Consider the following 26,911-nt stretch of genomic DNA (forward strand, 5'->3'; position numbering starts at 1 on the left):
GCGCTCAGCGCAGGCCGAGAAGCGCCGCCGGGGTGCCCACGAGCTCGGGCGCGGACAGCCCCAGCTTGGGGGTGACGACGTTCGGGATCCCGAAGTTGCTGCCGTCCGGCATCGACAGCGGGGCGCCGACGATCGCGCCGGGGGTCCAGGCGTGCACCTTCGTCTCGGGGGCGTCCAGGGAACCCTCGCCGTCCGTCTCGGGGCGGCCCGCCAGGTTCGGCACCGGGGCGCCGACGAGCGTGTGGCCGAGGTCCATGGTGACGGGGACCACCGGGAGCAGCGGGGCCGGCAGCAGCTCGCCGGTGTGCATGCGCGGCGCCTCGGGCGCGCCGACCATCGGCACCGGCACCCCGGTGGCCACGCGCGGGGCGTCCACGCCCAGCGTGGTCTTCACGGCGTCCAGCGGGACACCCACGGGAACCGCGTCGGCCACGGCCGGGGTGGCCGCGCCGGCCGCGGCCATACAGGTCAGGAGCGCCGCAATGCTTCCGCGCGCGGTCATCTTCATAGGTGATGTTCCGTCCTTCCAGGGTCGCGGACATTCCGCTGCCCTGGATGAACGATCCCGCCGGTGGGTTTCCCGGAGTTCTCGGGGAAAGTTCCCCCATACGACCTAATTAGCGGCCGTACGGGGGCGGCGGCTTTACGCACGGCCGGCGGTGCGGCGATTCCGGCGCACCAGCGGTGAGCCCGACCGGGCCGCGAGTGCGGCGCGGGGGTCGGCCCCGCCGGTGGCGGCCACCCCGGCGCCCCGCCCTTGGCTACCGCGCGCGCATGCGGGCCGCAAGGGTCTCGATGGCAGGTGGGCCGATGCGGCAGCAGCCGCCGAGGAGGCGGGCGCCGGTGGAGCGCCAGGCGGGGAGGTCCCAGGGGGGCGGGGCGGGCGGGGAGTGCCACTGGCCGGTGGCCGCGTCCCAGACCGAGCCGTCGTTCGGATAGGCCAGCAGCGGCTTGCCGGTGACGGAGGCGGCCGCTTCGAGGGCGGGCCCCACCTCCTGGGGGTCGCAGCAGTTGACGCCGAGCGCGATGACCTCAGGGGTTTCGGCCGCCAGGGCGAAGGCTTCGGCGAGGGGCTGGCCGGCCCGGGTGCGGCCGCCGGCCACGGTGTAGCTGAGCCAGGCGGGCGTGCCCGTCCCCGCGAGCACGCCCAGCAGGGCCTCGGCCTCGGTGGCGTCGGGGACGGTCTCCAGGGCCAGCACGTCCGGCCCCGCCTCCAGCAGCGCCTCGATCCGGGGCCGGTGGAAGGCGGCCAGCTCCGCGACCGTGAGCCCGTACCGGCCGCGGTACTCGGAGCCGTCCGCGAGCACCGCCCCGTACGGGCCCACCGAGGCGGCCACCCAGACCTCGTGGTCCGCCGCCCGGGCCGCGCGGTCGGCGACCTCGACGCTGCGGCGCAGCAGTACGCCGGCCTCCGGCGCCCGGTACCCGATCTGGTAGCTCGCGGTGATGAGCACCTCGGCGCCCGCCCGCACGTACGCGGTGTGGGCGGCCTCCACCTGGTCCGGCCGCTCGGCGAGCACCCGGCCCGTCCAGAGGCCGCCGGACAGGTCGCAGCCCTGAGCGGCGAGCTGGTTGCTCAGGCCGCCGTCCAGGAGCACCACCCTGCGGGCGAGGGCCCCGGCGAGCGGGCCGGTTGCACGGGGCACGGGCCGTGGCCTCCCTCAGCCGATCTGGGACAGCACCTGGGCGGAGATCAGCTCCAGGTGGTCGAGGTCGTGGAGGTCGAGCAGCTGGAGGTAGAGGCGGGAGGAGCCGATGGCGGCGTACGCGCCGATCTTCTCCACGACCTCGGCCGGGGAGCCGGCCAGGCCGTTGGCCTTGAGCTCGTCCACCTCCCGGCCGATGGCGGCGGCCCGGCGGGCCACCTCGGCGTCGTCCTTGCCGACGCACACCACGAGGGCGTTGGAGTAGACGAGGTCCCCGGGCCCCCGGCCCGCTTCCCGGGCGGCCTCCCGCACCCGGCCGAACTGCCGCTCGCTGTCCGCGATCGACGCGAACGGCATGTTGAACTCGTCGGCGTACCGGGCGGCGAGGCGCGGGGTGCGCTTCGCTCCGTGACCGCCGATGAGAACGGGTACCTTGGCCTGGGCGGGCTTGGGCAGCGCCGGGGAGTTCTCCAACCGGTAGTGGGCGCCCTGGTAGTCGAAGGTGGCGCCGGGCTTGGTGGCCCACAGGCCCGTGACGATCGCGAGCTGCTCCTCCAGGCGGGCCATCCGGTCCGCCGGGAAGGGGATTCCGTACGCCTTGTGCTCCTCCTCGAACCACCCCGCTCCCAGGCCGAGTTCGATGCGGCCGCCGGACATCTGGTCGACCTGGGCCACCTGGATGGCGAGCACTCCGGGCAGCCGGAAGGTGCCGGCCGTCATCAGCGTGCCGAGTCGGATCCGCTTGGTCTCACGGGCCAGGCCGGCGAGCGTGATCCACGCGTCGGTGGGGCCGGGCAGGCCGTCGGCGGACCCCATGCTCACGTAGTGGTCCGACCGGAAGAAGGCGTCGAAACCGAGCTCCTCGGTGGCCCGGGCGACCCGGAGGAGGGTGTCGTAGGCGGCGCCCTGCTGCGGCTCGGTGAAAATGCGAAGATCCATGCTCCTATCCTGCCTCGGGCCCATCCCTGCCGGGTGAATCTCCGTCAACCGGACGGCGCACGGCGCGCCGCGCCAGTGACCCGCCCGGAAGGTGATCGTTGGCTCGGACGGAGCCGGACCGCCCGGCCCGTGTGCCGGCGGCTCCCCGTCGGCGCGTCCGTCCACCTCCCCTTCCCCTGCGGAAGGGCCCAGGGCCGAGGAGGCCGCCATGTCCCACGAGGCCGTGCCGCAGACCCGCCGACAGAACCCGCAGACCGGCCGGGCCGGACACCTCGGCCAGGCGGCGCATGACGAGGCCCCCGTCCCGGCAGGTGTCGAGGACCGGCAGGATTCCGCCGCGCCCGCCCGGGCAGGCGGCGCGCCCAAGGGGCTGCTCCAGCAGATGGAGGAGCTGATGGCAGCGCTGAACGCGGACCTGTTGCAGCTCGACGCCGACCTCCAGTCCTCCACGGACCGCACGCCCCCGACCACTCCACCCGCTCAGGGCGACACGGCCCAGGGCGAGACGACCCAAGGCGACACGGCGCAGAGCGACACGGCCCAAGGCGGCACGGCCCAAGGCGACACGGCGCAGAGCGGCACGGCGCAGAGCGACACGGCCCAAGGCGGCACGGCCCAAGGCGGCACGGCCCAGGGCGACACGAGGCACGACACCGCGACGCACGGCAGCACCACCGCGGGCGGCGACGGCCCCTCGCACCGGTCCGCCTGACCGGTACCGCCGGGCCGGCGCCGGCCCGACGTGCCCTGCCGGCCCGCCCCCGGCCCGGGTGAGACCGCGCGGCGGCGCCGGGCGTGTCAGGTCACGCCGGAGGCGGAGCCGCGCTCGCGCACGCTGATGCGGCGCAGGAGGGCCCGTACCCGGTCGCTCGACTCGTCAGCCGCGTCGATCGACTCTATGCACTGCCAGTACAGCGTCTCGTCGTCCGTGCCGCAGGCCACCCCGACGAGGGCTATGCCGACCTCGCCGAGCAGCGCCTGCAGTCCCAGCAACGCCTGTCTCGGATCCGCCACTTCCGTCAGCTGCGCCGCTCTCGGCGGATAGTCGGGCACGCTGCCCTCGCCGCCCACGGCTGCGGCTCTGTCGAGCAGCCCGCAGCCCCTGCCTCCCGCCTCACCCAGTCCCCGTGCCTCCGCTCGCAGCTCCGGCGGCCCGCTGACCGCCAGCCAGCTGCCTATCCCCTGCGTCAGCGCCTGCGCCTGCCAGGCCTCGCCCACGATGTCCCACGCCGCCCCGCTCTGTGCCAGCGCGTGCCGGCCGGCCGCGATGAGCCGTACCGCATCCATATGCCGTCCCCCGTCCGCACGACATTCCGCCGTTCCCTCACTACCCAGAGTGAGGGCAATGGGCCAGTAAAGCCAGGGGTATTCGGAAATCTGTGGACACAAAGATGGTTGTGGATGACGCCGTCACTCCGAAGAGTGACGATTCGGGCCGGAACCACCCTTCGAGGGGAAGCGGAGTTCGTTCCTCTCGATCTTCGCGGCGAGCGCGTCCAGCACGTCCACCCCCAGGACCTCGCAGAACTGCAGCAAGTACGCCAGCACGTCGGCGACCTCATCGGCGACCCGGTGCGCGCTCTCGGGCCGCTCCATGACCTTCGCCGACTGTTCCGGCGTCAGCCACTGGAAGATCTCGACCAGTTCGGAGGCCTCCACGCTCAGCGCCACGGCCAGGTTCTTCGGGGTGTGGTATTCGGCCCAGTCACGGGCGGCCGCGAAGTCGGCCAGCCGTCGCTGCAGCCGGTAGAGCCGTTCGTCCGCCTTCCCGCCTCCGTCGTCCTGCGTCTTGTGCGTGTCCTGCGTGCCCTGCGTGCCTTGTGGGTCCTGCGTGTCCCGGGTGCCGTGCGGGTCGTGCGCGTCGTGCGTGTCGCTCATGGGCCCAGGTCTACCACCGAGACGCCCGGGAGGGTGCGCGCGGTTCCCGCCGTCTCCTCGCCGATCGCCCCGACCAGCCGGATGTGGCCGCGCGCGCAGGACAGCAGGGCCAGGCGCAGCAGCTCGGCGCGCTGGCGGCGGTCCAGTCCGTGGTCGAAGCCGTCCGCGAGCACGGTGAGCGCCTGCTGCGCGGAGAGCAGTTCGGCGGCCGGGTCGACGGCCAGCACGCCGGGTCCCGTCAGCAGGACCAGCGCCAGGGCGAGGAAGCTGAGCTCACCCGCTCCGAGGCGGCCGAGCTCCGTGGCGGGCGCGGCGGGGCCGCGGTCCAGCAGCGCGGTGACGCAGCCGTCAGGGTGCTGCCGTACGTCGAGCCCGGCCACCGGTCCCGCACAGCCGGTGCGGGCGGCTTCGGTGAGCAGCGCGTGGCGGGTGCCGCATTCGTGGCGGGTCCGGCGCAGTACGTCGGCCAGGTTCGCGCAGTCGACCCGCAGCCGCCCGGCTCCCGGCCGGACGGACGCCCGCATCCGGTGCGGGCGGGGCTCGCACGGGAACACCGAGCGCAGCGCGACCACCACCTGCTCGGCGGCGGCCAGTACGCGCCGTTGCCCGGCGGTGGCCCCGGCGACGCGCAGCGGGAGTAGGGCGGTGCCGAGCCGGTCGTCCGGGAGCGGGGCGCGGATCATGCCGGTGGCTCCGCCCGTGAGCCAGGCCGCCTGGACGGAGCGCCGGCCGGGGTCGCGCAGGGCGGTGGTGAGCAGGATCTCCCCGTTCAGGGTCAGCCGTTCGCCGACCAGGCGGAGGGCGGGCTCGGCCTGGACGGCGAGGTCGAGCCGGACCGGCCCGACGGGCCCGTCGACGGTGCAGCCGATCCGGAAGCCGCGCCGGTGTTCCGCGTCGGGCAGCGCGCGCTCGGGCACCCGGGCGCGGGGGTCGGGGAACGCCTCGGCCAGGGTGGCGCCGGACGCGAGCTTGGACAGGGCCTCGTAGGCGGCCAGGACGTGCGACTTGCCGCTTCCGCTGGGCCCGGTGAACAGCGTCACCGGCTCCAGCCGGAACACGGCCGAACGGTGCACCCCGAAGGCATCCAGCCGTAACTCGGTCACGGAGGGCCGCTGATACCCCGGCCGGCCCCCGTCCCCTGCGTCGGGCCCCGCCTGCGGCCCGGGGCCGGGCCCCGCGTCCGGCCCGGCGGAATGCGCCGCGGGCGGCTGCGTGTCGTGTGCCGTGTCCGACCAGGTGTCCGGCGCGGTGTCCAAGGTGGCGTCCATGCGCCGGACAGTACGGGCCACCACGGCCCCGGCCGCCACGGTGAACCGTTCCCTCGGCGGGACCTTCCTACGATCGGGGGACGGCCGCGGCCGCGATGCCCTCCACCTCGGTGCCGACCGGCGCCAGCAGGAACACGTTGCGGTCCACCCGGTGCATCCCGCTGCCCAGTCCGAAGACCACGCCGCTGCTGAAGTCGAGGATGCGCTTGGCCACTTCGGTGTCCGCCCCCGTCAGGTCCAGCAGCACCGGGATCTGCGCGATCAGGTACTCCGCCACCTCACGGGCGTCCGCGAAGATCTGGACCCGGATCACCACGAAGCGCCGCTGCTGCTCGGCCGCCGAAGTCCCCGACTGTGCCGGGATCGTGCGGTGGTCCACCCGGGAAGGCCACTCGTTGCGACTGCGCAGGGGGACCACCTGCGCGAGTCCCTCCCACTGTTCGTCCGTGACGTCGTACCTGCTCACCGGACCGCCTCGGCCGCGCGCTTCATGTGCATCCCGCCATCCTCTCGTGTTTCACCCGTTCAGCCCAACAGCGACACGACGCGCGTGGGACCGGCCGGCCCGTGGCCACCCCCAGGTTCGCGAGCGCATCCGGAACGCCGGGATCCAGCCGAAAACAGACCGGAAACAGACCGATGTGGCGCCGCCGGAAATAGACTCCGCCCCGGTCCGTTGGGAGGTACATGAAGGCAATCACATACAACGCGTACGGAACTCCCCCGGCCCTCTCCCTCGTTGACGTACCGCACCCCCGTGTCGGCCCCGGCGAGGTCCTCGTCCGGGTCAAGGCGGCCGGCGTCAACCCGGTGGACTGGAAGCTGGCCGCCGGCTTCCTCGACTCGACGCTCGAAGTGCGCTTCCCCGTCGTACCCGGCTGGGACGTCGCCGGCGTGGTCGAGGCGGTCGGCGACGACACCTTCGACTACGCCGTCGGAGACGAGGTGTACGGGTACGTCCGCAAGGAGTGGGTGGAGCTCGGCACCTACGCGGAGCTGGTCTCGGCCCCGGTCCGCACCATCGCCCACAAGCCCCGCAACCTGGGCTTCGAGGAGGCGGCGGGCCTCCCGCTGGCCGGTCTCAGCGCCTACCAGTCGCTGACCCGCGTCGGAGCCACCGCGGGCGAGACCGTCGTCATCCACTCCGCGGCGGGCGGCACCGGATCCTTCGGCGTACAGATCGCGGTGGCCCTCGGCCTGCGCGTCATCGGCACGGCCGGAGCGCACAACCACGACTACCTGCGCTCGCTCGGCGCGGAGCCCGTGCTCTACGGGGAGGGGCTCGCGGAGCGCATCCGGGAGCTGGCACCCGAGGGCATCGACGCGGGCCTCGACTTCTACGGGGACGGGATCGAGCTGCTCCAGTCGCTGGTCAAGAAGCGCGACCGGGTGGCCTCCCTGGTCGACCCGGACGGCGCCGCCAAGGGAGCGCACCGGCCATGGGCCCGGCCCGACAGCACCGACCTGGCGTTCCTGGCCGATCTGGCCGACGCCGGGAAGCTGACGGTGAACGTGGCGCACGCCCTGCCGCTCGACGAGGCGGCCAGGGCGTGGGAGCTCAGCGCCACCGGAAGGATCCGGGGCAAGATCGTCCTCACCGTCTGAGGGCAGGGGACGGCCCCGGGCCCACACCGCCGGAGCCGTCCTCTCCGGCGGTGTGGGACCGGGGCGGGTCCGCTCCGGCGGGTGGCCCGGGCGGGTCGCTCAGGCGCGTGGGCCCGGGACAGGTCGCTCAGGCGCGTGGGCCCGGGACGGGTCGCTCAGGCTGGTGCCCCGGCGTAGCGGTTCGCCGGACGGGGCAGGCCGTAGTTCTCGCGCAGGGTGCGGCCGGTGTACTCCGTGCGGAACAGGCCGCGGCGCTGGAGGATCGGCACCACGTGGTCCACGAAGTCGGTCAGGCCGGTGGGCAGTACGGGCGCCATGATGTTGAAGCCGTCGGCGGCGCCCCGCGTGAACCACTCCTCCAGCTGGTCGGCGACCTGCTCCGGGGTACCGGCGAAGACCCGGTGGCCGCGGCCGGCGCCCAGGCGGGCGATCAGCTCGCGCAAGGTGAGTCCGTCGCGCCGGGCGAGTTCGGCGACGAGGGTGAACCGGCTCTTGTTGCCGTTGATGTCGCGTTCCTCGGGGAGTTCGGGCAGCGGGCCGTCGAGGGGAAGGCCGGTGAGGTCGGTACCCAGCATTCCGGAGAGCTGCGCGAGACCGTACTCGGGCACTTGGAGGTCGGTCAGCTCCTGCTCCAGGGCCTTGGCCTCGGCCTCGGTGGAACCGATGACGGGTGCGATGCCGGGCAGGACCAGCAGGTCGCCCTCGGCGCGGCCGTACTTGGCGAGACGGGACTTGAGGTCCTTGTAGAACGTCTGGCCGTCGGCGAGGGTCTGCTGCGCGGTGAACACGGCCTCGGCGTACTGCGCGGCGAACTCCTTGCCGTCCTCGGAGGAGCCCGCCTGCACCAGGAGCGGGTGGCCCTGGGGGGAACGCGGCACGTTGAGCGGCCCGGCGACGCCGAAGTACTCGCCTCGGTGGGCGGCGGGGTGCAGCTTGTCGGTGTCGGCGTAGACGCCGCGCTCCTTGTCGAGGACGATCGCGTCGTCCTCCCAGCTGTCCCAGAGCTTGGTGGCCACCTCCAGGAACTCGCGGGCGCGGTCGTAGCGCAGGCGGTGCTCCAGGTGCTCGTCGCGGTTGAAGTTGCGGGCCTCGTCGACGGTGCCGGAGGTGACGATGTTCCAGCCGGCGCGGCCGTTGCTGATGTGGTCGAGCGACGCGAATTTGCGGGCGGTGTGGAAGGGCTCGTTGAAGGTGGTCGAGACGGTGGCGATCAGGCCGATGTGCTCGGTGACGGCGGCGATGGCGGAGAGCAGGGTGAGCGGCTCGAAACCGCCGAGGGCGTTGTAGCGGGCCTTGCCCCACAGGGCGAGGCCGTCGGCGAAGAAGACGGAGTCGAGCCGGCCGCGCTCGGCGGTGCGGGCCAGTTCCTGGAAGTAGCGCAGGTCGGTGACGCGCTCGGGGCTGCTGCCGGGATGGCGCCAGGCGGCGTCGTGGTGGCCCGCGTTCATCAGGAAGGCGTTGAGGTGGAGGGTCCGGGGTGCGGTCATGGTCTGGTCCTCGGGGTGGGTACGGGATGCTTCTGCGTGGGACGGGGTGAGGGCGGCTGCGGGCCGCGCCGGGACTTCGTACGGCCGTACGGCACCCCGCGCGGGCCCGCCGGGCGGGCCCGGTGGGCCCGTCGCGGTCAGGCCGGGACGCGCCACAGGCTGAGGCGGCGTTCGACCGTGACGAGGAGCTGGTTGAAGGCCACCCCGATCGCGGAGATCGTCACGATGCCCGCGTACATCTGGGGAATGGCGAAGTTGAACTGCGAGGCGTTGATCAGATAGCCCAGCCCCGCCTTGGCGCCGATCATCTCGGCGGCGACGAGGACCAGGATCGACACCGCTCCGGCCAGCCGGATGCCCGTGAAGATCGCCGGCACCGAGGCGGGCAGGATGACCTTCTGGAACAGCCTCGGGGTGGACAGGTCCATCGAGCGGGCCAGTTTCACCAGCGTCGGATCGGCGTTGCCCACCGCGCTGATGGTGTTCAGCAGGATCGGCCAGACGCAGGCGTAGACGACGATCGACACCTTCGACGTCTCCCCGATGCCCAGGAGCAGGACGAAGACCGGCAGCAGCGCCAGGGCCGCCGTGTTGCGGAACACCTCCAGCAGCGGCCCGAGCAGGACGGCCACCGGCCGGTACCAGCCGATCAGCAGGCCGAGCGGGACCGCGATCACGACGGCGATGGCGAAACCGCCGAACGAACGGACGAGGCTGGCCTGGGTGTGTTCGGCGAGCTGTCCGTCGCCGAGCAGCTCCCACCAGGCGCGGGCCACGTCGCTGACCGGGGGCAGGAAGGTCGCGTCGACCATGCCGAGACGAGGCGCCGCCTCCCAGACCGCGAGCAGGGCGATGATCGCCGCCGAGCGCAGCAGCGCCGAGCCCAGCCGGCGCAGCGCCGAGGCGCCGACGGCGGCGGCGCGGCCCACCTGGCGGCCCGGGGCCCGGGCGGCGGGCGGCGCCGGGTGCGCGGGGCTCCGTACCGCCCCGGTCGCGGCGGCGGGCACGGCGTCGGCGGAGTCCGGCGGTGCGACGCCGGCCGCGGGGGCGGTGCCGGCCGCGAGGGCGACGCTCGCCGCGGGAGCCGTGCCGGCCCCGGGAGCGGTGTCGGCCGTCTTCGGGGTGACGAGGGCCGTGGTGTCGGTTCCCGTGCTCATACGGTGGCCTCCTCCTTCTCCAGTTCCTGTGCGCGGGCCACTTCGTCGTGCAGCAGCGTCCAGATCTCGTGCCGGTAGCGGGCGAACTCCCGGCTGGAGCGCAGGTCCTCGCCCGTCGCCCCGGCGCCGCGGTCACCGAACGACACGGGGACGACCGCCTTGACGCGCCCGGGGCGCGAGGTGATCACTGCGACGCGCCGGCCCAGGTACACCGCCTCTTCGATGCCGTGCGTGATGAACACGACCGTCTTGCCGGTGCGCTGCCAGATGCGCCGCAGCTCGTCCTGGAGCGATTCGCGGGTCTGGGCGTCGAGGGCGGCGAACGGCTCGTCCATCAGCAGCACGTCCGGGTCGTAGGCGAGCGAGCGGGCGATCGCGACGCGCTGGCGCATGCCTCCGGACAGCTCGTGCGGATGCCGGTCCTCGAAGCCGGTCAGGCCGACGAGGTCCAGGAACTCCCGTGCTCGGTCCCTTCGTTCACGACGCGGGACGCCCCGCGCCTCCAGGCCGAATTCGATGTTGCCGAGTGCGGTCCGCCAGGGCAGCAGCGCGTACTGCTGGAAGACGATGCCCCGGTCGAGGCCGGGACCGGTGACGGGCTCGCCGTCCAGCAGGATCCGGCCGGAGGTGGGCCGGGTGAGGCCGCCGAGGAGGTCCAGGAGGGTGGATTTGCCGCAGCCGCTGGGGCCGACGACCACGAGGAACTCGCCCGCCTCGATCTGCAGGTCGATGCCGTCGAGTGCGGTGAACTCCCCCTTCCTCCTGCCGTCCTTCTTGTGCTTGGTCGGGAAGGTCTTCGTCACCGAGTCGAACACGATCTTCGCCATGGCGGCCGTCAGCCCTTCCCCAGCGCGTTGAACTCATTGGTGTAGAGATCGCCCGGCTTCAATTGGCCCTTCTTGATCTCGCCCCGGCCGCCGAGCCAGTCCAGCCAGAGCTGGAACTCCTTGTCGGCGATACGGCCCCCGGTCTCGGCGACCCCGTACGAGCGCCAGTACTGGAGGGTCGAGGTGTCCTCGTTCCGGCCGCGCTTCTTGATGATCTCCGTCATCCGGGCGATGACCTCCTCGCGCGGGGTGGTGCGGGACCACTCGATGGCCTTGGCGACCCCGGTGGTGAAGGTCCGTACGGTGTCGGGGTTCTCCTTGATGAAGCGCCGCGTCATCACGTACGAGCCGGCGCTGAACGCGCCGAGCAGCTCGAAGTCCTTGAACAGCGGGCGTATTCCGCCGGTCGCCAGCGCCTTGTCGCGCAGGACGCCGCTGAGCACACCGACCTCGATCTGCTTCTGCCTGAGGGCCTGTTCCGTGTTGACGGGCGGGACGACGAGGGATTCGACCTTGTCCCCGTCCGCCTTGGAGAGGCCGTTGCGCTCCAGGTAGATGTCGAGGAGGGCCTGGGCGTGGGCGCCCAGGGTGTTCATGCCGACCTTCTTGCCGATCAGGTCGCGGGCGGAGCGGATCGGGCTGTCCTCCAGGACGTAGTAGCCGAGGTACGTGTCCTTGTCGGAGCCGTAGTAGGACACGACGGCCTGGATCTGGGCCTTGCTGGCGGCCAGCTTGACGATCGCGCCGTTGAAGGCTCCGCCGAAGTGGGTCTGGCCGGTGGCGGCGGACTGGATGTCCTGGGGGCCGCTGATGGTGTTGCCGACCCATTCGAGGCTGAGTCCGCCGAGGTAGCCGAGGTCGGCGGCCAGCTCGGGGAGGGTGACTGCGCCGACGGCGCCCTGGTACTTCAGGGTGGCGACCTGCTTGCCCTGGCCGCCGGAGCCGCCGGTGGCGGTGGCCGTGCCGCAGCTCACCGCGGCCGCCGAGATGCCGAGCAGGGTCAGGAACTGGCGCCGGGAGGTGGGGGTCGGGGTGAAGGCTGCGGGCATGGCTGGTCCTTGTCGCGGGCTGTGAAGGATCGCGGGATCTGTGGAGGGGGTGCAGGTCTGTGGAGGGTTGCGGGATCCGTGGAGGGTTACGGGGCGGGGGTCAGGGCGGCAGGGGTCAGGGCGGCGGGGTCTCCGGCGCGCAGGGCCTCGGCGAACTCGTCGACCGCCTGGAAGAGGTCCAGCTCCGCATCCGGCCGCAGCCGGTCGGGGCCGGAGCCGCGCTCGACGGAGGAGTCCAGGACGAACCGGCCGGCGGTGACGTGGCGGGCGCCGAGCGCGGCGAGGACGGGGCGCAGGGCGTAGTCGATGGTCAGGACGTGGGCGAGGCTGCCGCCGGTGGCGAGCGGCAGGACGGTCTTGCCGGCGAGGCCGTCCTGCGGGAGCAGGTCGAGGAAGGCCTTGAGCAGACCGGTGTACGAGGCCTTGTAGACCGGCGTCGCGATGACCAGGCCGTCCGCCTCGGCCACGGCTTCCAGGGCACGGCGGATCTCCGGCTCGCCGCGGCGGGCGGCGAGGAGGTCGGCGGCGGGCAGCTCGCGCAGGGCGAGGTGCGCGGTCTCGAATCCCGCGTGGGCGAGTCTGCGCCGGACGTGGTCGGCTACGACGGCGGTGCGGGAGTGGACGGAGGGGCTGCCGGTGAGGGCGAGCAGTCGGGGCACGGGGCTCTCCAGGTGCGGCGGGTCGGTGGGCGGGAGGTCAGTTGGTCGCCGTGGAGGCGCCGGAGGGGATCCCGAAGGCGGGGTCGGGCACGGTCTCCGGGCTGATCAGGCGGGACGGGACCCCGTCCGGGCCGACCGGGACCTCGCCGTCGACGGTGACGCGGCGCAGGGTGCGCTCGTGGTCGTCGGAGTCGTCGACGCCGTAGTGCTGGGTGGCGCGGTTGTCCCAGATCGCCACGTCGCCGGCCCGCCACTGGTGCCGGACGGTGTTCTCGGGGCTCTCGATGTGCGCCTGGAAGAGGTCGAGGAGGAGTCGGGAGTCCCGGCCGGTGAGGCCGCTGATCCGCTGGACGAAGTTGCCGAGCAGCAGGGTGCGTTCGCCGGTCTCGGGATGGACGCGGACGACCGGGTGCTCGGTGAGGAAGGTGGTGGAGGTGAACACCTCGCGGTACTGGGCGAGCGCCTCGGGGAGGGCGTCGGGGCGCAGGGCCGCGTAGTCGTACTCGTTGGAGTGGACGGCGCGCAGGCTGTCGGCGAGGGCGCGGAGCGGCTCGGGGAGGTGGTCGTAGGCGGTGGCGGTGTTGGCCCAGAGGGTGTTGCCGCCGTACGGGGGGACGGTGACGGCGCGCAGGATGGAGAAGGCGGGGTAGGCGGGCACGAAGGTGACGTCGGTGTGCCACTGGTTGGCGCGGGCGCCGTGGTGGGAGTCGATGCCGAGGGCGTAACGGCCGTCGGCGGAGGGGACGGTGGGGTGGGCGACGGGCGTGCCGAGCAGTTGGGCGAAGGCTTCGTGTCCGGCCTCGTCGAGGTGCTCCTGGTCGCTGAAGAAGACGACCTTGTGGGCGAGGAGCGCGGCGCGGATGCCGGCGACGGTGGCGGCGTCGAGGTCGCCGCCGAGGCGGACGCCGTCGATGCGGGCGCCGATGCGCCCGCCGATCCTGGTGACGGTGACGGGGGTCGTAGCGGTGACGGGGGTGGTGGCGGTGGTCATGGGGGCTCCCTGGAGGTGCGCGCGGGACTCCACCGGCGCGGCAAGGCGCCGGTGCGTGGCAGCGGTGGTGTGCGTGGCAGGGGTGGTGACGGGACCGGCGCTCGGGCCGGGCGGAGGTACGGCGCTCGGGCCGACGGAGTGCGGCGGTGGTGCGGCCTTCGGGCCGACGGGGTGCGCGCCCAGGCCGGGCGGACACCGTGCGGGGTGCGGTGAACGGGTCGGGCGGGCACCCTGCGGGGGCGGCGCTCAGACGCGGCGGGGGGCCGGACAGCGGCCCTGACACTCGCCCGGCGCGGTACAGCTGCCGGGGGTGTGGAGCCGCGGGGCGAGGAACTCGTTCGCGGACATGTCCCGGAGCGTGGCAGCGGCCCGCCCGGCGGTCAACCCCCGCCGGGCGGCCCCGGACAGGCCCGCGCCCCGAACGCGCGCACCCCGCTGACCAGCGTGTTCACCGCCACCGCAGGACACACGGATCCCGCCGGGGCGGCCGAAAACGGTGGCCTGATTTCACGCCTCTGCAACGCCCCCGCCACGCCGGCGCCCCGGACCCCCGTCCCACCGCGGGGCCCGGCGCCGACACCACCGGGCGGAGCCCCCTCGCTCCCATGGCGCCGGCCACCCCCGTTCCGGCCACCCGGACCGCGGCGCGGGGCGGGGGGTCTGACCTGGGAGTGCGAGATCACATCCGGTGGTTATGGTCTCGATTGAGCGGCCCCCCTAGCATTCGAGCCATGACGGTCCTGCCTGACGACGGGCTCTCCCTGGCCGCCGAGTTTCCTGACGCGACACATGAGCAGTGGCAGCGCCTGGTTGAGGGCGTACTGCGCAAGTCGGGCAAGGAAGTCACCGGCGAGGCAGCTGAAGACGCGCTGTCCACGACGCTCGAGGACGGGCTCCGCACCCGCCCGCTGTACACCGCACGCCCCGGCGGGGACGCCACCGGTTTTCCCGGCTTCGCCCCCTTCGTACGCGGCGGCCGGCCGGAAGGCACCTCCGCCTCCGGCTGGGACGTGCGCCAGCGGCTCGCCGGAACGGACCCGGCGCGGGTGAACGAGGCCGCGCTCGCCGATCTGGAGAACGGCACCACCTCCCTGTGGCTCACCCTCGGGGAAGGCGGCTTCCCCGTCACCGGCCTCGGCCGCGCCCTGGAGGGGGTCTACCTCGACCTCGCCCCGCTCACCCTCGACGCCGGAGCCCAATACGCCGACGCCGCCCGCGCCTTGTTGGCCCTGTACGCCGAACGCGGGGTGGCCCCCGAGGCCGCCCGCGCCTGCCTGGGCGCCGACCCGCTGGGCCACGAGGCCCGTACCGGTGAACGGCTGGACCTCGCCGAAGCCGCCGCCCTCGCGGCCGGGACGGCCGACGCCTGGCCCCACGTACGGACCCTGACCGTGGACGCCCTGCCCTACCACGAGGCCGGGGGCAGCGCCGCCGAGGAGCTGGGGCTGTCGCTGGCCACCGGCGTGGCGTACCTGCGCGCCCTCACCGAGGCCGGTCTCGGCCAGGACGCGGCCCTCGGGCAGCTGGAGTTCCGCTACGCCGCGACCGCCGACCAGTTCCTGACGATCGCCAAGCTGCGCGCCGCCCGCCGCCTGTGGGCCCGCGTCGCCGAGGCCTGCGGGGCGCCCGAGGCGGGTACGCAGCGCCAGCACGTGGTGACCTCGCCGGTGATGATGACCCGGCGCGACCCGTGGGTGAACATGCTGCGCACCACCGTCGCCTGCATGGCGGCGGGCGTGGCGGGAGCGGACGCCGTCACCGTGCTGCCCTTCGACCACGAGCTGGGCCTGCCGGACGCGTTCGCGCGCCGTATCGCCCGCAACACCTCCACCATCCTGCTGGAGGAGTCCTACCTGTCCCGGGTGATCGACCCGGCCGGCGGTTCGTACTACGTGGAGCAGCTCACCGACGAACTCGCCCACGCCGCCTGGGCCCTCTTCCAGACCGTCGAGAAGGCGGGCGGCCAGGCGGCCGCCCTGCGCTCCGGTCTGGTCGCCGAGCGGCTCGCCGCCACCTGGGCCGAACGGTCCGAGAAGCTGGCCAAGCGCCGCGAACCCATCACCGGCGTCAGCGAGTTCCCGCTGCTGTCGGAGAAGCCCGTCGTACGCGAGCCCGCTCCCGCGGGGCCGACGGGCGGTCTGCCGCGCGTGCGGCGCGACGAGGCGTACGAGGCGCTGCGCGCACGCAGCGACGCGCACCTGGCCGCGAGCGGCGCCCGACCGAGGATCTTCCTCGCCGCGCTCGGCCCGGCGGCCGCGCACACCGCGCGCGCCACCTTCGCCGCGAACCTGTTCCAGGCGGGCGGTGTCGAGCCGGTCCACGACCCGGTGTCCGTGAGCCCGGAAACGGCGGCCGCGGCCTACGCGGCGAGCGGCGCGGACGGGATGGCGGTGCTGTGTTCCAGCGACGCCCTCTACGAGGAGCAGGCCGCGGCGGTGGCCGCGGCGCTGCGCTCGGCGGGCGCGACGACCGTGTTCCTCGCGGGGAAGCCCGGAACCGCCCAGGACGCAGTGGACGAGTACGTCTTCGCCGGCTGTGACGCCGTCGCCGTACTGTCCTCCGTACTCGACCGGATGAAGGTGGCGTCTTGAGCACCGCGATCCCCGATTTCTCCGAACTCCCGCTGGACTCCGGGGCGACGCCGGCCGGCTCCGAGGAGCAGTGGCGGGCCGCCGTCAAGGAGTCCACCGGCACGGCGGCCGCGGACCTGCTGTGGGAGACGCCCGAGGGCATCGGCGTGAAGCCGCTGTACACCGGGGCCGACCTGGAGGGCCTGGACTTCCTGCGGACGTACCCGGGCGTGGCCCCGTACCTGCGCGGCCCGTACCCGACGATGTACGTCAACCAGCCCTGGACGATCCGCCAGTACGCGGGCTTCTCCACGGCGGAGGAGTCGAACGCCTTCTACCGGCGCAACCTCGCGGCCGGCCAGAAGGGCCTGTCGATCGCCTTCGACCTGCCCACGCACCGCGGCTACGACAGCGACCACCCGCGGGTGACGGGCGACGTCGGCATGGCGGGCGTGGCGATCGACTCGATCTACGACATGCGGCAGCTGTTCGACGGGATCCCGCTGGACAAGATGACGGTGTCGATGACGATGAACGGCGCGGTGCTGCCGGTCCTCGCGCTGTACATCGTGGCGGCGGAGGAACAGGGCGTCTCCCCCGACAAGCTCGCCGGGACCATCCAGAACGACATCCTCAAAGAGTTCATGGTCCGCAACACCTACATCTATCCGCCGAAGCCCTCGATGCGGATCATCTCGGACATCTTCGCGTTCACCTCGCAGAACATGCCGAGGTACAACTCCATCTCGATCTCCGGCTACCACATCCAGGAAGCCGGGGCCACGGCCGACCTGGAGCTGGCGTACACCCTGGCGGACGGCGTGGAGTACCTGCGCGCCGGGCAGGCGGTGGGCCTGGACGTGGACGCGTTCGCGCCGCGCCTGTCGTTCTTCTGGGCGATCGGCATGAACTTCTTCATGGAGGTCGCGAAGCTGCGTGCCGCGCGTCTGCTGTGGGCGCGCCTGGTCAAGCAGTTCGACCCGAAGAACGCCAAGTCCCTTTCCCTGCGCACCCATTCGCAGACCTCGGGCTGGTCGCTGACCGCGCAGGACGTCTTCAACAACGTCACGCGCACCTGTGTCGAGGCGATGGCCGCGACCCAGGGGCACACGCAGTCGCTGCACACCAACGCCCTGGACGAGGCACTCGCCCTGCCCACGGACTTCTCGGCGCGGATCGCGCGCAACACCCAGCTGCTGCTCCAGCAGGAGTCCGGGACCTGCCGGTCGATCGACCCGTGGGGCGGCAGCGCCTACGTCGAGAAGCTCACCTACGACCTCGCCCGGCGTGCCTGGCAGCACATCCAGGAGGTCGAGGCGGCCGGCGGTATGGCGCAGGCCATCGACGCGGGCATCCCGAAGCTGCGCGTGGAGGAGGCCGCTGCGCGCACGCAGGCGCGGATCGACTCGGGCCGGCAGCCGGTGATCGGCGTGAACAAGTACCGGGTGGAGAACGACGAGGCGATCGACGTCCTCAAGGTCGACAACTCCTCGGTGCGCAGCCAGCAGATCGAGAAGCTGCGGCGGCTGCGCGAGGAGCGGAACGAGGCGCGTACGCAGGACACGCTGCGGGCGCTGACGAACGCGGCCGGCAGCGGGGAGGGCAACCTGCTCGCGCTGGCGGTGGACGCGGCGCGCGCCAAGGCGACGGTCGGTGAGATCTCGGACGCACTGGAGAAGGTGTACGGGCGGCACGCGAGCCAGATCCGTACGATCTCGGGTGTGTACCGCACCGAAGCAGGCGAGTCCCCGTCCGTGGAGCGCACGCGCGCGCTCGTCGACCGGTTCGAGGAGGCCGAGGGCCGCCGTCCGCGCATCCTGGTGGCGAAGATGGGCCAGGACGGGCACGACCGCGGCCAGAAGGTGATCGCGACGGCCTTCGCCGACCTGGGCTTCGACGTGGACGTCGGCCCGCTGTTCCAGACCCCGGCGGAGGTGGCCCGCCAGGCCGTCGAGGCGGACGTCCACGTGGTGGGCGTCTCGTCGCTGGCGGCCGGTCACCTGACCCTGGTACCGGCGCTGCGCGAGCAGTTGGCGGAGGAGGGCCGCGAGGACATCATGATCGTGGTGGGCGGGGTGATCCCGCCGGCGGACGTCCCGACCCTGCTGGAGATGGGTGCGACGGCGGTCTTCCCGCCGGGCACGGTGATCCCGGACGCGGCGCACGACCTGGTGACGCGGCTGGCCGCGGATCTCGGTTACGAGCTGTAGGCGCGGCCGATGCCCTCGAAGATCGACATCGAGGCCTACGCCAAGGGGGTGCTCGACGGGAAGCGCGCGTTCATCGCGCGCGCCATCACGCTCGTCGAGTCCACCCTGCCCGCCCACCGGGCGTTGGCGCAGGCGCTGTTGACGGAGCTGCTGCCGCACGCCGGGCGGGCCCGGCGGATCGGCATCAGCGGGGTGCCGGGCGTCGGCAAGTCGACGTTCATCGACGCGTTCGGGACGATGCTGACGGGCCTGGGCCACCGGGTTGCGGTCCTGGCCGTGGACCCCTCGTCCACGCGGACGGGCGGCTCGATCCTGGGCGACAAGACCCGGATGGAGCGGCTCGCCGTCGACCCGGCGGCTTTCGTGAGGCCCTCGCCGTCGGCGGGGACGCTGGGCGGGGTCGCCAAGGCGACGCGCGAGTCGATGATCGTGATGGAGGCGGCGGGCTACGACGTGGTCCTCGTCGAGACCGTCGGCGTCGGCCAGTCGGAGACGACGGTGGCGGGGATGGTCGACTCGTTCCTGCTGCTGTCGCTGGCCCGTACGGGCGACCAGTTGCAGGGCATCAAGAAGGGCGTCCTGGAACTGGCGGACGTCCTCGCGGTCAACAAGGCGGACGGCCCCCACGAGCGCGACGCCAAGGCGGCGGCGCGCGAACTGTCGGGCGCGCTGCGGCTGATGCACCCGGCCGACGCGGCGTGGACCCCACCGGTCCTCACGTGCAGCGCCCGCGAGTCGGCGGGCCTGGACGAGGTCTGGAACCGGCTCGAACAGCACCGCCGGCTGCTGGACGCGGGCGGCCGCCTCGCCGCCAAGCGGGCGGCGCAGCAGGTCGAGTGGACGTGGTCCATGGTCCGGGAGGAGCTGTTGGAGCGGCTGCGCGCCGATCCGGCGGTACGGGCCCTCGCGCCCGGCCTCGAAGCGGCGGTCCGGGAGGGCGCCGTGACGCCCACGCTGGCGGCGGACCGGATCCTGGGCGCCTTCGGCGGCCTCTGACCGGGCGCGGCAGCCCGGCCTTCCCCGCAGCCCGGCCTTCCCCGCAGCCCGGTCTTGCGGCCCGCCGCCCGGCCGCGGCGCCGCGGCCGGGCGGGTTCGGTCAGGCGCCGACCAGGACCGGGGCGCCGGAGGACAGCGCCGCCCGCAGCACCCGGGCCTGCTCGGCCGGCTCGTCGGTGGCGAGCAGCGCGGACAGGACCGCGATGCGGGCCTGTCCCGCGCGCAGCGTGCCCGTCGGCACGGCCCCGGCGGCGACGAGGTCGACCGCCCCGCCGTGCGTGTAGATCTCGGTGACCGGGCCGGCGGCCACACGCGTGGTGAGCGCGACGAGGACCCCGCGGGCGACTGCGGCGGCGACCGCGTCCACGATCTCCGGCGTGGCGTTGCCGGCGCCCGTTCCGATCAGGACGATCCCGCGCGCCCCCGCCTCCACGGAGGCGTTCAGCAGCGTCGCGTCACCGTCGGCGTGGTGCATGACCATGTCCACCCGGGGCGGGAGTTCCGGCATCGCGGGCAGGGCGAGCGGGGCCGGCCGCTGCGGGGTGCGCAGTACGGTGACCTTCCCGAAGCCGACCTTGCCGAGCAGTTCCTTCGAGGGGTCCGCGAACGCGTCCAGGGCCACGGCCTGCGTCTTCACGGTGCCGCGTGCGGCGTGCACCCGGCCGGCGAAGGCGACCAGCACGCCGAGCCCGCGCGTGGTGGCGGCGGTCAGCAGCGCGTCGTAGAGGTTGCCGGGGCCGTCGCCGTCGGCGGAGCCCATGGGCAGCTGCGAGCCGGTGAAGACCACGGTGCGGGGGTCGTGGTGGTGCAGGTCGAGCAGGAAGGCCGACTCCTCCAGCGTGTCGGTGCCGTGCGTGACGACGATGCCCTCCACGTCCGGGTCGGCCAGGACCTCGTGGACCGTGCGCAGCAGGGTGAGCTGGTGGGCGGTGGTCAGCCGGGGGCTGTTCACGCTGAACAGGTCGACCACCTCGACGGTGACGCCCTCGGGCAGGGGCGCGGTGGCGATCACCTCGCTGCCGTCGGCGTCGGCGGCGAACCCGGAACCCTGCCAGCGGCTGGCTATCGTTCCGCCGGTGCTGATGACGACGACGCGTCCCATCCCTTGCCCCACCTTCTCTCGTACGACGTCCGCACACATTTGCTACAACCGGCAATGATAGAGAGATCTACGCGCAATGCGATTGCCGATTGCGGCACATCCGTCCACATTCACTGGGTGATAATTGCGCGATGGACGCCATTGATCGAGAAATCTTGCGCGAGCTCCAGCGGGACGGCCGTCTCAGCAACCAGGAGCTGGCCCAGCGCGTGGGTCTGACCCCCTCCCCCTGCATGCGCCGGGTGCGGCAGCTGGAGCAGGACGGGGTGATCCAGGGCTACCGCGCGGTGATCGACCCGGAGGCCGTGGGCCGGGGCTTCGAGGTGCTGGTCTCGGTCGAGGTGCGCCGTGACCGCGCCGCCGTGGAGGCCTTCGAGGCCGCGCTCCAGGACATTCCCGACGTCATCGAGGCCTACCGCCTCTTCGGCAGCCCCGGCTGCCTGCTGCGGATCGCGGTGTCGGACCTGCGGGCCTACGAGCGCCTGTGGATCGAGCAGCTCACGGCCCTGTCGGGGGTCACCGAGGTCAACTCGCAGATCATCATGAAGCGGATCAAGGAGCCGACCGGCCTGCCGGTGTAGCGGGCCCGGCCCGCGTCCGCGTCAGCCCACGGCGGCCCGGATCCGCGCCACCCCCACGTCCACCGCGTCCACGGGCAGCCGCGGATCGGTCCGCACCTGGGCCAGCACCCCGGCGAAGGAGGCCGCGAGGGCCTCCACCGTGCCCCGCCCGTAGGAGTCGCAGCGGAAGTCGAGCGTGAACCGCGTGCCGGCCCCGGCGACGCGCAGCGTCAGCGGGTACGGGGAACCTCCCGTGAAGCGGGCGCCCTTGAGGGTGATGCCCGCCGAGGTGGTGGTCCCGCACGGACCGTCCGGACCGTCCGGGCACGGTTCGTGGACGACCAGCGAGTCGAACGGCCGGGCCGGGCCGTCGCCGGGGTGGTGCTCCAGCGTCCGCAGGAGCTGCGCCACCGTGTCGCCAGGTGCGTAGCAGACTCGTACCGGGACGGTGCGGGCGAACAGGCCGACCAGCTCCTGGGCGCCGGGCCGTCCGGTCGGCCGACCGGGGTCGCTCACGCCGAACACCACGTCGCGGCTGCCGGCGAGCCGGGCGAGCAGGATCGCCCAGGCGCCCCGCACCAGCGTGTCCGGCGCGATCCGGAGCTCGGCGGCGCGCCGGGACAGCCCCAGCGCGTCTCCCGTCCCCACCTCGACCTCGACCCGGCCGGTCCCGGGTCCGCCCGCGGGCCCGGCCGCCCGGGGGGCGGCGGCCTGCGCCGGGATCCGCGGTGTCCCTCCGAGGAGCCCGGGGCCGTTCAGGTGGTCCCCGTACCCCGGGGCGGCCGTGAGCAGCGACGCGTCCCCGCCGACGCCGTAGAGCCGGGCCAGGTCCTTCATCAGCACCGCCGCCGACCGGTCGTCGAACAGCGCCGGGTGTGCCGTGACCACCAGGTGTGCGCCGTCCCCGAGGCCGATCAGGGCGAGCCGGATCAGCGGCGGGGCGAGCGGGTCGAAGCGGGCGGCGCGCTCGGCGGCGAGCAGCCGCTCGCTCTCCGCGTCCCGGACGGCCTCGCCGGCCGCCGCCAGGTCGAGGTACCGCCAGGGCACCGGCACGTCCTCGGGCACGATCCGCAGGAGGTCTGCGGTGGCGGCCGTGACGAACCCCGCCCGCAGGTTGGGGTGTCGGGCCGCCAGGGCCTGCCCGGCGGCCCGCATCCGTACGGGGTCCACCCGGCCTTCCACCGGGATGACGAGCTGCACCGGGTACACGGCTGGCGGTGACCCGGCCGGGCCGGCGGGGCGCAGGACCGCCGACTGGACGGGGGACACCGGCCACACCTCGGCCAGCCGCCCGTAGCGGGCCTCCCACTCCTCGATCTCCGTCTGCGCCACCGTCACCAGCGGCATGTCCGAGGGCGTCAGGCCACCGGCGCCCGGCCGGCGGGCGTGCCGGGCGATGCCGGTGAGCGCGGTGACCCAGAGGCCGGCCAGCTCCGTCACCTCCGCCTCGGACAGCACGCCCGTCGGGAAGCCGAAGGAGGCGGTCAGTCCGGTACCCGCCTCGCCGACCGTCGTACAGGCCGCGATCTCCAGGGCCGACGGCGCGGGCGCCTGCCCGTCCGGGGCCGGGGCCGGCTCGTCCCCGTCGGCCGCCGGTACCCAGCCGATGCCCCGCAGCCCGACCGGCATGTCGTCAGCGCCGAAGCGGCGCAGGTGCCCGAAGCCGATCTGCGGCTCGGGGTACGCCGCCAGTTCGGCGGCGGTGCCCGGGTTGAGGTGGCGCAGCAGCCCGTATCCCGTCCCCTCGTCCGGGACGGCGCGCAGCTGCTCCTTGACGGCTTTCAGGGCGCGCCCGGCGGCGGGGCCCCCGGCGAGCGCCTCGTCCAGGTCGATGCCTGCGACGTCCAGGCGTACCGGGAACGCGGCGGCCAACGGGCCGACGGTCCGGTCGAGTTCGGCGCCCGCCTGCGCGTCGTGGTTGCGGCCGTGGCCTTCGAGACGGACCAGGGAGGAGGTCTGCGCGTCGCCCCGGCCGCGGCGCCACCGGGCCAGCGCCAGGGCCAGTGCGGTGAGGAGTACGTCCTCGGGCCGGCAGCGGAAGGCTGCGGGGACGGTGGTCACCACGGGCTCCGCGACCGCTTCCGGGACCCGTACCCGTACCGTCCGCACGGTGGCCGCCACGTCCACGGCCGGGTCGGGGCGGCGGCTGCCGAGGACGTTGTCCGGCGCCGCGAGGACCTCCCGCCAGGCCGGCAGCTCGGCGACCCGGTCGGGATCGGCCGCCCGCCGTTCCAGCGCGTGCGCCCAGCGGCGTACGGAGGTTCCCGCCCGGGGCAGCGTGGCGCGCCCGCACCGGGCCCGGGCCCAGGCGTCGGCCAGGTCGGGCAGCAGGATCCGCCACGACGCGGCGTCGGCGACGAGCCGGTGCAGGACGACCAGCAGCCGTCCGGTGCCCCCTGCGCCCACGGCGCTGCGGTCGAACCAGACGAACTGGGCCATCACCCCGGCGGCCGGGTCCAGCCGGCCGGCCGCCGCGTCCAGTTCGGCGGCGATCAGCGTTTCGTCCCACGGGCCGCCGCAGAAGATCCGGCGCACCAGCACGGCCGGGCTCACGAGTCCGACGGGCTCGACCCGCAGCCCGGGTTCCGGGTCCTGCACCAGCCGGGAGCGCAGCACGTCGTGGCGGTCCAGGACCGCACCGAGGGCCGCCATCAAGGTCGACCGGTCGGTCTCCAGGGGGAGTTCGAGCAGCTGTGCCCGCGCGAGCCGGTCCGTGCCGCCGCCTCGGCCCATCAGGTGCCGGGCCGCGGGCGGCAGCGGCATCCAGCCGACGCCGTCACCCTCCGGTTCGGCGGGTTCCGGGGTGTCGCGGATCCGTTCGGCGGCGAGGACCGCCAGGTCGGCCACGGTGCGGTGTTCGAATATCTCCTTCGGCGTCACGTCGGCGCCCCGGGCGCGGGCCCGCGCGGCGGCCTGGACGGAGCGGATGCTGTCGCCGCCGGCCTGGAAGAAGTCCTCGTCGACACCGACCCGTCGCAGGCCGAGCACCTCCCCGACCGCCTCGGCCAGCACCTCCTCCGTGGCGGTGCGCGGGGCGCGGTAGACACGGTCGGCGAGGTCGGGCGCGGGCAGCGCCGACCGGTCCAGCGTGCCGTCCGCCGTCAACGGCATCCGGTCGAGCACCGTGAAGGAGGCGGGGACCAGGTGGTCGGGCAGCCGCGTGGAGACGAAGCGCCGCAACTCGGCCTCGTACTCGCCACCGCCGCCGTCCTCGCCGCCCGCGAGTACGACGTAGGCCACCAGGCAGGGGCTTCCGCAGCGGCCCTCACGGGCGACGGCCACGGCCTGGGAGACGGCCGGGTGGGCCATCAGCGCGCCCTCCACCAGGGCCGGTTCGACGCGCAGCCCGCGTACGGTGACCTGCGCCCCGGCGGGGCCCAGCACCTCCAGCCGGCCGTCGGCGCCCCACCGCGCCAGGTCGCCCGTCCGGTACATCCGGCCGCCGGCCGGCCCGAAGGGGTCCGCGACGAACCGCTGCGCCGTCGCACCGGGCCGCCCGGGGTGGCCGCGGCCCACTGTGCCGCCGACGTACAGTTCGCCGACCGCCCCCGGCGGTGCGGGCGCCAGACCCGGCCCGAGCACGTAGGTCCGTACGCCGGTGGCGTCCGGGCCGTGCTCGGGGACCTCGGGGACGCAGAAGGCGTCGGCCCGGCCGTATGCGTCGACCACCCGGACGCCGGGAACGGCCGCCCGGGCCCGGTCCACGAGCCACGCGGGCACCGGCTCTCCCGTGAGAACCAGCGCGCGTACGCCGGTGCCCGCCGGGATCCGGTCGGCCAGCGCCGCGAACACGGACGGGGTCGTACTGACCACCTGCGCGGGCCGGCCGCGCGACTGCGTCAACGCCGCGCCCACGTCGCCCACTTCGACGCTGCCTCCGGCGCAGAGCGGGGTGAGGATCTCGTACGCCGACACGTCGGAGCCGGGCCGGGACCCGGCGAGCGTCCGCCGCCCGGCGAGGACGCCGAGGCGCCGGGTCAGCCGGCGGACGCCGTCGGCCAGGTCCCGGTGCGTGACGGCGAGGCCCCCGGGCTCCCGGGCTCCGTGGAGCACGCAGGCCAGGTGGCCGGGGAGCGGGTCCGGGACCCGGACCGGGTCTCCCGCTGCCCCGTCGCCGATGTCCTCCACCCGCAGCAGCGGGACCTCGCCGGAGGGCAGGGCGCCCGCACCGGCGGAGTCGGTCAGGACCAGCACCGGGCAGGCGTCGGCGAGGACGGCGCCGAGCGGTGCCGCGCCGGGCCGCCCGGGACCGAGCGGAAGGCAGCCCGCGCCGGACTTGAGGACGCCGAGCAGGCCGACGACGTACCCGGCGCCACGGGGCAGCGCGAGCCCGACGAGGCCCTCGGGACCGGCGCCGCGCCGGATCAGCTCCCGCGCCACCCGGTCGGCGCGGGCGTCCAGTTGCCCGTAGGTGAGGGCGCCGTCCGCATCGAGGACGGCCACGGCGTCCGGAGTGGCCCGTGCCTGACGCTCGAAGAGCGCGACGACCGTCTCCCCGTGCTCCGCGGCGGCCGAGCCGCCGGCCGGCCCCAGCAGCCGTTCGCGCTCGTCGTCGGACAGGACGTCCACCGCGCCGACCCGGACCCCCGGGTCCGCGACGATCCCGCGCAGCACCCGCAGGAACCGGGCGGCGAGCCCCTCCACCGTGCCGCGGTCGAACAGGTCGGTGGCGTAGGAGAGACGGACCCGTGCTCCCCCGGCCGGATCCGGGACGATGAGGAAGGACAGGTCGCAGGTGGCGGCGGCGGTGCAAACGGGTTCGAAGGCGACCCTGAGCCCGGGGACCTCGATCTCGGGCGGGGAGGGCTGCCAGGCGCACCGCACCTGGAACAGCGGGTGGTAGGCGGTGGAACGTTCGGGGGCGATGAGTTCCACCAGTCGCTCGAACGGCACGTCGTGCAGGTCGTACGCGTTCAGCGCCTTGGTGGCGGCCGTCCCGAGGAGTTCGGAGAAGGAGGGGTCGCGGCTCAGGTCCAGCCGCAGCACCCAGGTGTTGGCGAGGCAGCCGACGAGGTCGGTGAGGGCCTCCTCCGTGCGGTCGGTGACGGGGCAGCCGATCGTGAGGTCGTCGCCCGCGCCCAGCCGGTGCAGCAGCACGGCCAGGGCGGACTGCATCGTCACCGGCACCGTCGCGCCGTGGCCGGCGGCCAGCTCCTCGATGCCGGACAGCAGCTCCGGCTCGATCGTGAACTCGTACAGGTCGCCGCGGTAACTCGCGGCCGGGGGCCGGGGGCGGTCGGTGGGCAGCGCCGACGGCTGGGGGACGCCCGCCAGTTCCTCGCGCCAGTAGGACACCTGGGCCGCGGCGAGGCCCGCCGGGTCGTCCTCGTCGCCCAGCAGGTGGCGCTGCCACACCGTGTAGTCCTGGTACTGCACGGGCAGTTCGCCCCGCCCGGGGGCGTGTCCCGCGCGCCGTGCCTCGTACGCGGCGAACAGGTCGCGCGCCAGGGGCCTGCCCGACTCGTCGTCGCAGGCGATGTGGTGGGCGACCAGTACCAGCAGGTGCTCCTCGGGTGAGCACCTGAGCACGCTCGCCCGTAGGGGGATCTCCGCCGTGAGGTCGAACGGGTAGGACACGGCGCGGGCCACGGCGGTCGGAACCCCTTCGGGCGCCACGTCGGTCACGGGCACGGTCAGCGGCACGCCCGCCGGGGGCACGATGCGCTGGAACGCGTCGCCGTGCTCGTCCTCCACGAACAGCGTGCGCAGGCTCTCGTGCCGGGCCACCAGGTCCCGCACGGCCGCTTCCAGCGCGTCCGGGTCCAGTTCGCCCCGCAGGCGCAGGACGAAGGGCACGTTGTGGGTGGCCGAGGGGCCTTGCAGCCGGTGGAGGAACCACAGGCGGCGCTGGGCGAACGACAGGGGGATCATCTGCGGCCCCGGGGACGGGGTCCGGTGGTGGGCGCTTGCCGGGTGACCGGATCGTTCGTGGTGCCGATGTCAGACATCCCGCCCCGTCCCCACGGC

The 26,911-nt window shown here is 74.0% G+C and carries 21 protein-coding genes; 6 read left to right on the top strand and 15 right to left on the bottom strand.

Annotated elements, in window-relative coordinates; genetic code table 11:
• Window positions 1-4: 4 nt before the first annotated feature.
• From ACIA6C_RS27515 to ACIA6C_RS27525, 3 genes are all read right to left on the bottom strand, one after another.
• Window positions 5-502: a hypothetical protein gene (locus ACIA6C_RS27515; RefSeq protein ID WP_399279763.1), complete on the bottom strand. Its 498-nt coding sequence runs from the start codon at window positions 500-502 to the stop codon at window positions 5-7.
• 259 nt (window positions 503-761) lie between these two features.
• Window positions 762-1,646 carry a homocysteine S-methyltransferase gene (gene mmuM, locus ACIA6C_RS27520; protein ID WP_399279765.1) on the bottom strand — a complete coding sequence of 295 codons (885 nt, stop codon included), beginning with the start codon at window positions 1,644-1,646 and terminating at the stop codon, window positions 762-764.
• A gap of 15 nt (window positions 1,647-1,661) precedes the next feature.
• Window positions 1,662-2,585 (bottom strand): LLM class F420-dependent oxidoreductase, encoded by a 924-nt coding sequence (locus ACIA6C_RS27525; RefSeq protein ID WP_399279766.1) that lies wholly within the window; start codon window positions 2,583-2,585, stop codon window positions 1,662-1,664.
• Window positions 2,586-2,793: 208 nt separating this feature from the next.
• On the opposite strand from ACIA6C_RS27525, the gene ACIA6C_RS27530 reads away from it, so the two are divergent.
• Window positions 2,794-3,297 (top strand): hypothetical protein, encoded by a 504-nt coding sequence (locus ACIA6C_RS27530; protein ID WP_399279840.1) that lies wholly within the window; start codon window positions 2,794-2,796, stop codon window positions 3,295-3,297.
• A gap of 86 nt (window positions 3,298-3,383) precedes the next feature.
• On the opposite strand, the gene ACIA6C_RS27535 is transcribed toward ACIA6C_RS27530, so the two are convergent.
• The 4 genes from ACIA6C_RS27535 to ACIA6C_RS27550 all read right to left on the bottom strand — a co-directional run bounded on the left by ACIA6C_RS27535 (window position 3,384) and on the right by ACIA6C_RS27550 (window position 6,197).
• Complete coding sequence (locus ACIA6C_RS27535; protein ID WP_366079702.1) at window positions 3,384-3,872, bottom strand: DUF6099 family protein; 489 nt, start codon at window positions 3,870-3,872, stop codon at window positions 3,384-3,386.
• A 123-nt stretch (window positions 3,873-3,995) separates the two neighbouring features.
• Entirely contained in the window at window positions 3,996-4,463 is a 468-nt protein-coding gene (locus tag ACIA6C_RS27540; protein ID WP_399279768.1) for a nucleotide pyrophosphohydrolase, read from the bottom strand.
• Window positions 4,460-5,731 (bottom strand): ATP-binding protein, encoded by a 1,272-nt coding sequence (locus ACIA6C_RS27545; RefSeq protein WP_399279770.1) that lies wholly within the window; start codon window positions 5,729-5,731, stop codon window positions 4,460-4,462. Before ACIA6C_RS27545 ends, ACIA6C_RS27540 begins: the two co-directional genes overlap by 4 nt.
• Before the next feature lie 67 nt (window positions 5,732-5,798).
• Entirely contained in the window at window positions 5,799-6,197 is a 399-nt protein-coding gene (locus ACIA6C_RS27550) for a cell division protein SepF (protein ID WP_361131589.1), read from the bottom strand.
• Window positions 6,198-6,418: 221 nt separating this feature from the next.
• Between ACIA6C_RS27550 and ACIA6C_RS27555 the strand changes: the two genes are divergently transcribed.
• Window positions 6,419-7,336 (top strand): NADP-dependent oxidoreductase, encoded by a 918-nt coding sequence (locus tag ACIA6C_RS27555; protein WP_399279772.1) that lies wholly within the window; start codon window positions 6,419-6,421, stop codon window positions 7,334-7,336.
• 155 nt (window positions 7,337-7,491) lie between these two features.
• Here ACIA6C_RS27555 and ACIA6C_RS27560 read toward each other — a convergent pair whose 3' ends face one another.
• The 6 genes from ACIA6C_RS27560 to ACIA6C_RS27585 form a co-directional block, all read right to left on the bottom strand.
• On the bottom strand, window positions 7,492-8,823 hold the full coding sequence (locus tag ACIA6C_RS27560; RefSeq protein ID WP_399279774.1) for an LLM class flavin-dependent oxidoreductase: 1,332 nt from the start codon (window positions 8,821-8,823) through the stop codon (window positions 7,492-7,494).
• A 137-nt stretch (window positions 8,824-8,960) separates the two neighbouring features.
• Window positions 8,961-9,980: an ABC transporter permease gene (locus ACIA6C_RS27565; protein ID WP_399279776.1), complete on the bottom strand. Its 1,020-nt coding sequence runs from the start codon at window positions 9,978-9,980 to the stop codon at window positions 8,961-8,963.
• Window positions 9,977-10,807 carry an ABC transporter ATP-binding protein gene (locus ACIA6C_RS27570; protein WP_399279778.1) on the bottom strand — a complete coding sequence of 277 codons (831 nt, stop codon included), beginning with the start codon at window positions 10,805-10,807 and terminating at the stop codon, window positions 9,977-9,979. The genes ACIA6C_RS27565 and ACIA6C_RS27570 overlap by 4 nt, the downstream gene beginning before the upstream one ends.
• Before the next feature lie 8 nt (window positions 10,808-10,815).
• Window positions 10,816-11,856, bottom strand: coding sequence for an ABC transporter substrate-binding protein (locus ACIA6C_RS27575; RefSeq protein ID WP_399279780.1), 1,041 nt, complete (start codon window positions 11,854-11,856; stop codon window positions 10,816-10,818).
• Between the two features lie 86 nt (window positions 11,857-11,942).
• Window positions 11,943-12,515, bottom strand: a complete 573-nt coding sequence (ssuE, locus tag ACIA6C_RS27580) for an NADPH-dependent FMN reductase (RefSeq protein ID WP_399279782.1) — start codon at window positions 12,513-12,515, stop codon at window positions 11,943-11,945.
• A 37-nt stretch (window positions 12,516-12,552) separates the two neighbouring features.
• Window positions 12,553-13,506 (bottom strand): TauD/TfdA dioxygenase family protein, encoded by a 954-nt coding sequence (locus ACIA6C_RS27585; protein ID WP_399279784.1) that lies wholly within the window; start codon window positions 13,504-13,506, stop codon window positions 12,553-12,555.
• Window positions 13,507-14,237: 731 nt separating this feature from the next.
• On the opposite strand from ACIA6C_RS27585, the gene ACIA6C_RS27590 reads away from it, so the two are divergent.
• Genes ACIA6C_RS27590 through meaB form a run of 3 tightly spaced genes read left to right on the top strand, consistent with a single transcriptional unit; the run spans window position 14,238 to window position 19,282 of the window.
• Window positions 14,238-16,097: a methylmalonyl-CoA mutase family protein gene (locus tag ACIA6C_RS27590; protein ID WP_399279788.1), complete on the top strand. Its 1,860-nt coding sequence runs from the start codon at window positions 14,238-14,240 to the stop codon at window positions 16,095-16,097.
• On the top strand, window positions 16,094-18,286 hold the full coding sequence (gene scpA / locus ACIA6C_RS27595; RefSeq protein ID WP_399279790.1) for a methylmalonyl-CoA mutase: 2,193 nt from the start codon (window positions 16,094-16,096) through the stop codon (window positions 18,284-18,286). Before ACIA6C_RS27590 ends, scpA begins: the two co-directional genes overlap by 4 nt.
• A gap of 9 nt (window positions 18,287-18,295) precedes the next feature.
• A complete protein-coding gene (gene meaB, locus ACIA6C_RS27600; RefSeq protein ID WP_361131559.1) occupies window positions 18,296-19,282 on the top strand; it encodes a methylmalonyl Co-A mutase-associated GTPase MeaB in 987 nt (328 codons plus the stop codon).
• Between the two features lie 100 nt (window positions 19,283-19,382).
• Here meaB and ACIA6C_RS27605 read toward each other — a convergent pair whose 3' ends face one another.
• Window positions 19,383-20,384 (bottom strand): asparaginase, encoded by a 1,002-nt coding sequence (locus tag ACIA6C_RS27605; RefSeq protein WP_399279792.1) that lies wholly within the window; start codon window positions 20,382-20,384, stop codon window positions 19,383-19,385.
• Between the two features lie 131 nt (window positions 20,385-20,515).
• Between ACIA6C_RS27605 and ACIA6C_RS27610 the strand changes: the two genes are divergently transcribed.
• The gene (locus ACIA6C_RS27610) at window positions 20,516-20,965 is read left to right on the top strand and encodes an Lrp/AsnC family transcriptional regulator (protein WP_361131553.1); all 450 of its coding nucleotides are present in this window, start codon (window positions 20,516-20,518) and stop codon (window positions 20,963-20,965) included.
• Window positions 20,966-20,986: 21 nt separating this feature from the next.
• On the opposite strand, the gene ACIA6C_RS27615 is transcribed toward ACIA6C_RS27610, so the two are convergent.
• Window positions 20,987-26,815, bottom strand: a complete 5,829-nt coding sequence (locus ACIA6C_RS27615) for a condensation domain-containing protein (RefSeq protein ID WP_399279794.1) — start codon at window positions 26,813-26,815, stop codon at window positions 20,987-20,989.
• Window positions 26,816-26,911: the final 96 nt, after the last annotated feature.

This window comes from Streptomyces sp. NPDC051578 (assembly GCF_044454045.1).
Lineage (GTDB): Bacteria > Actinomycetota > Actinomycetes > Streptomycetales > Streptomycetaceae > Streptomyces.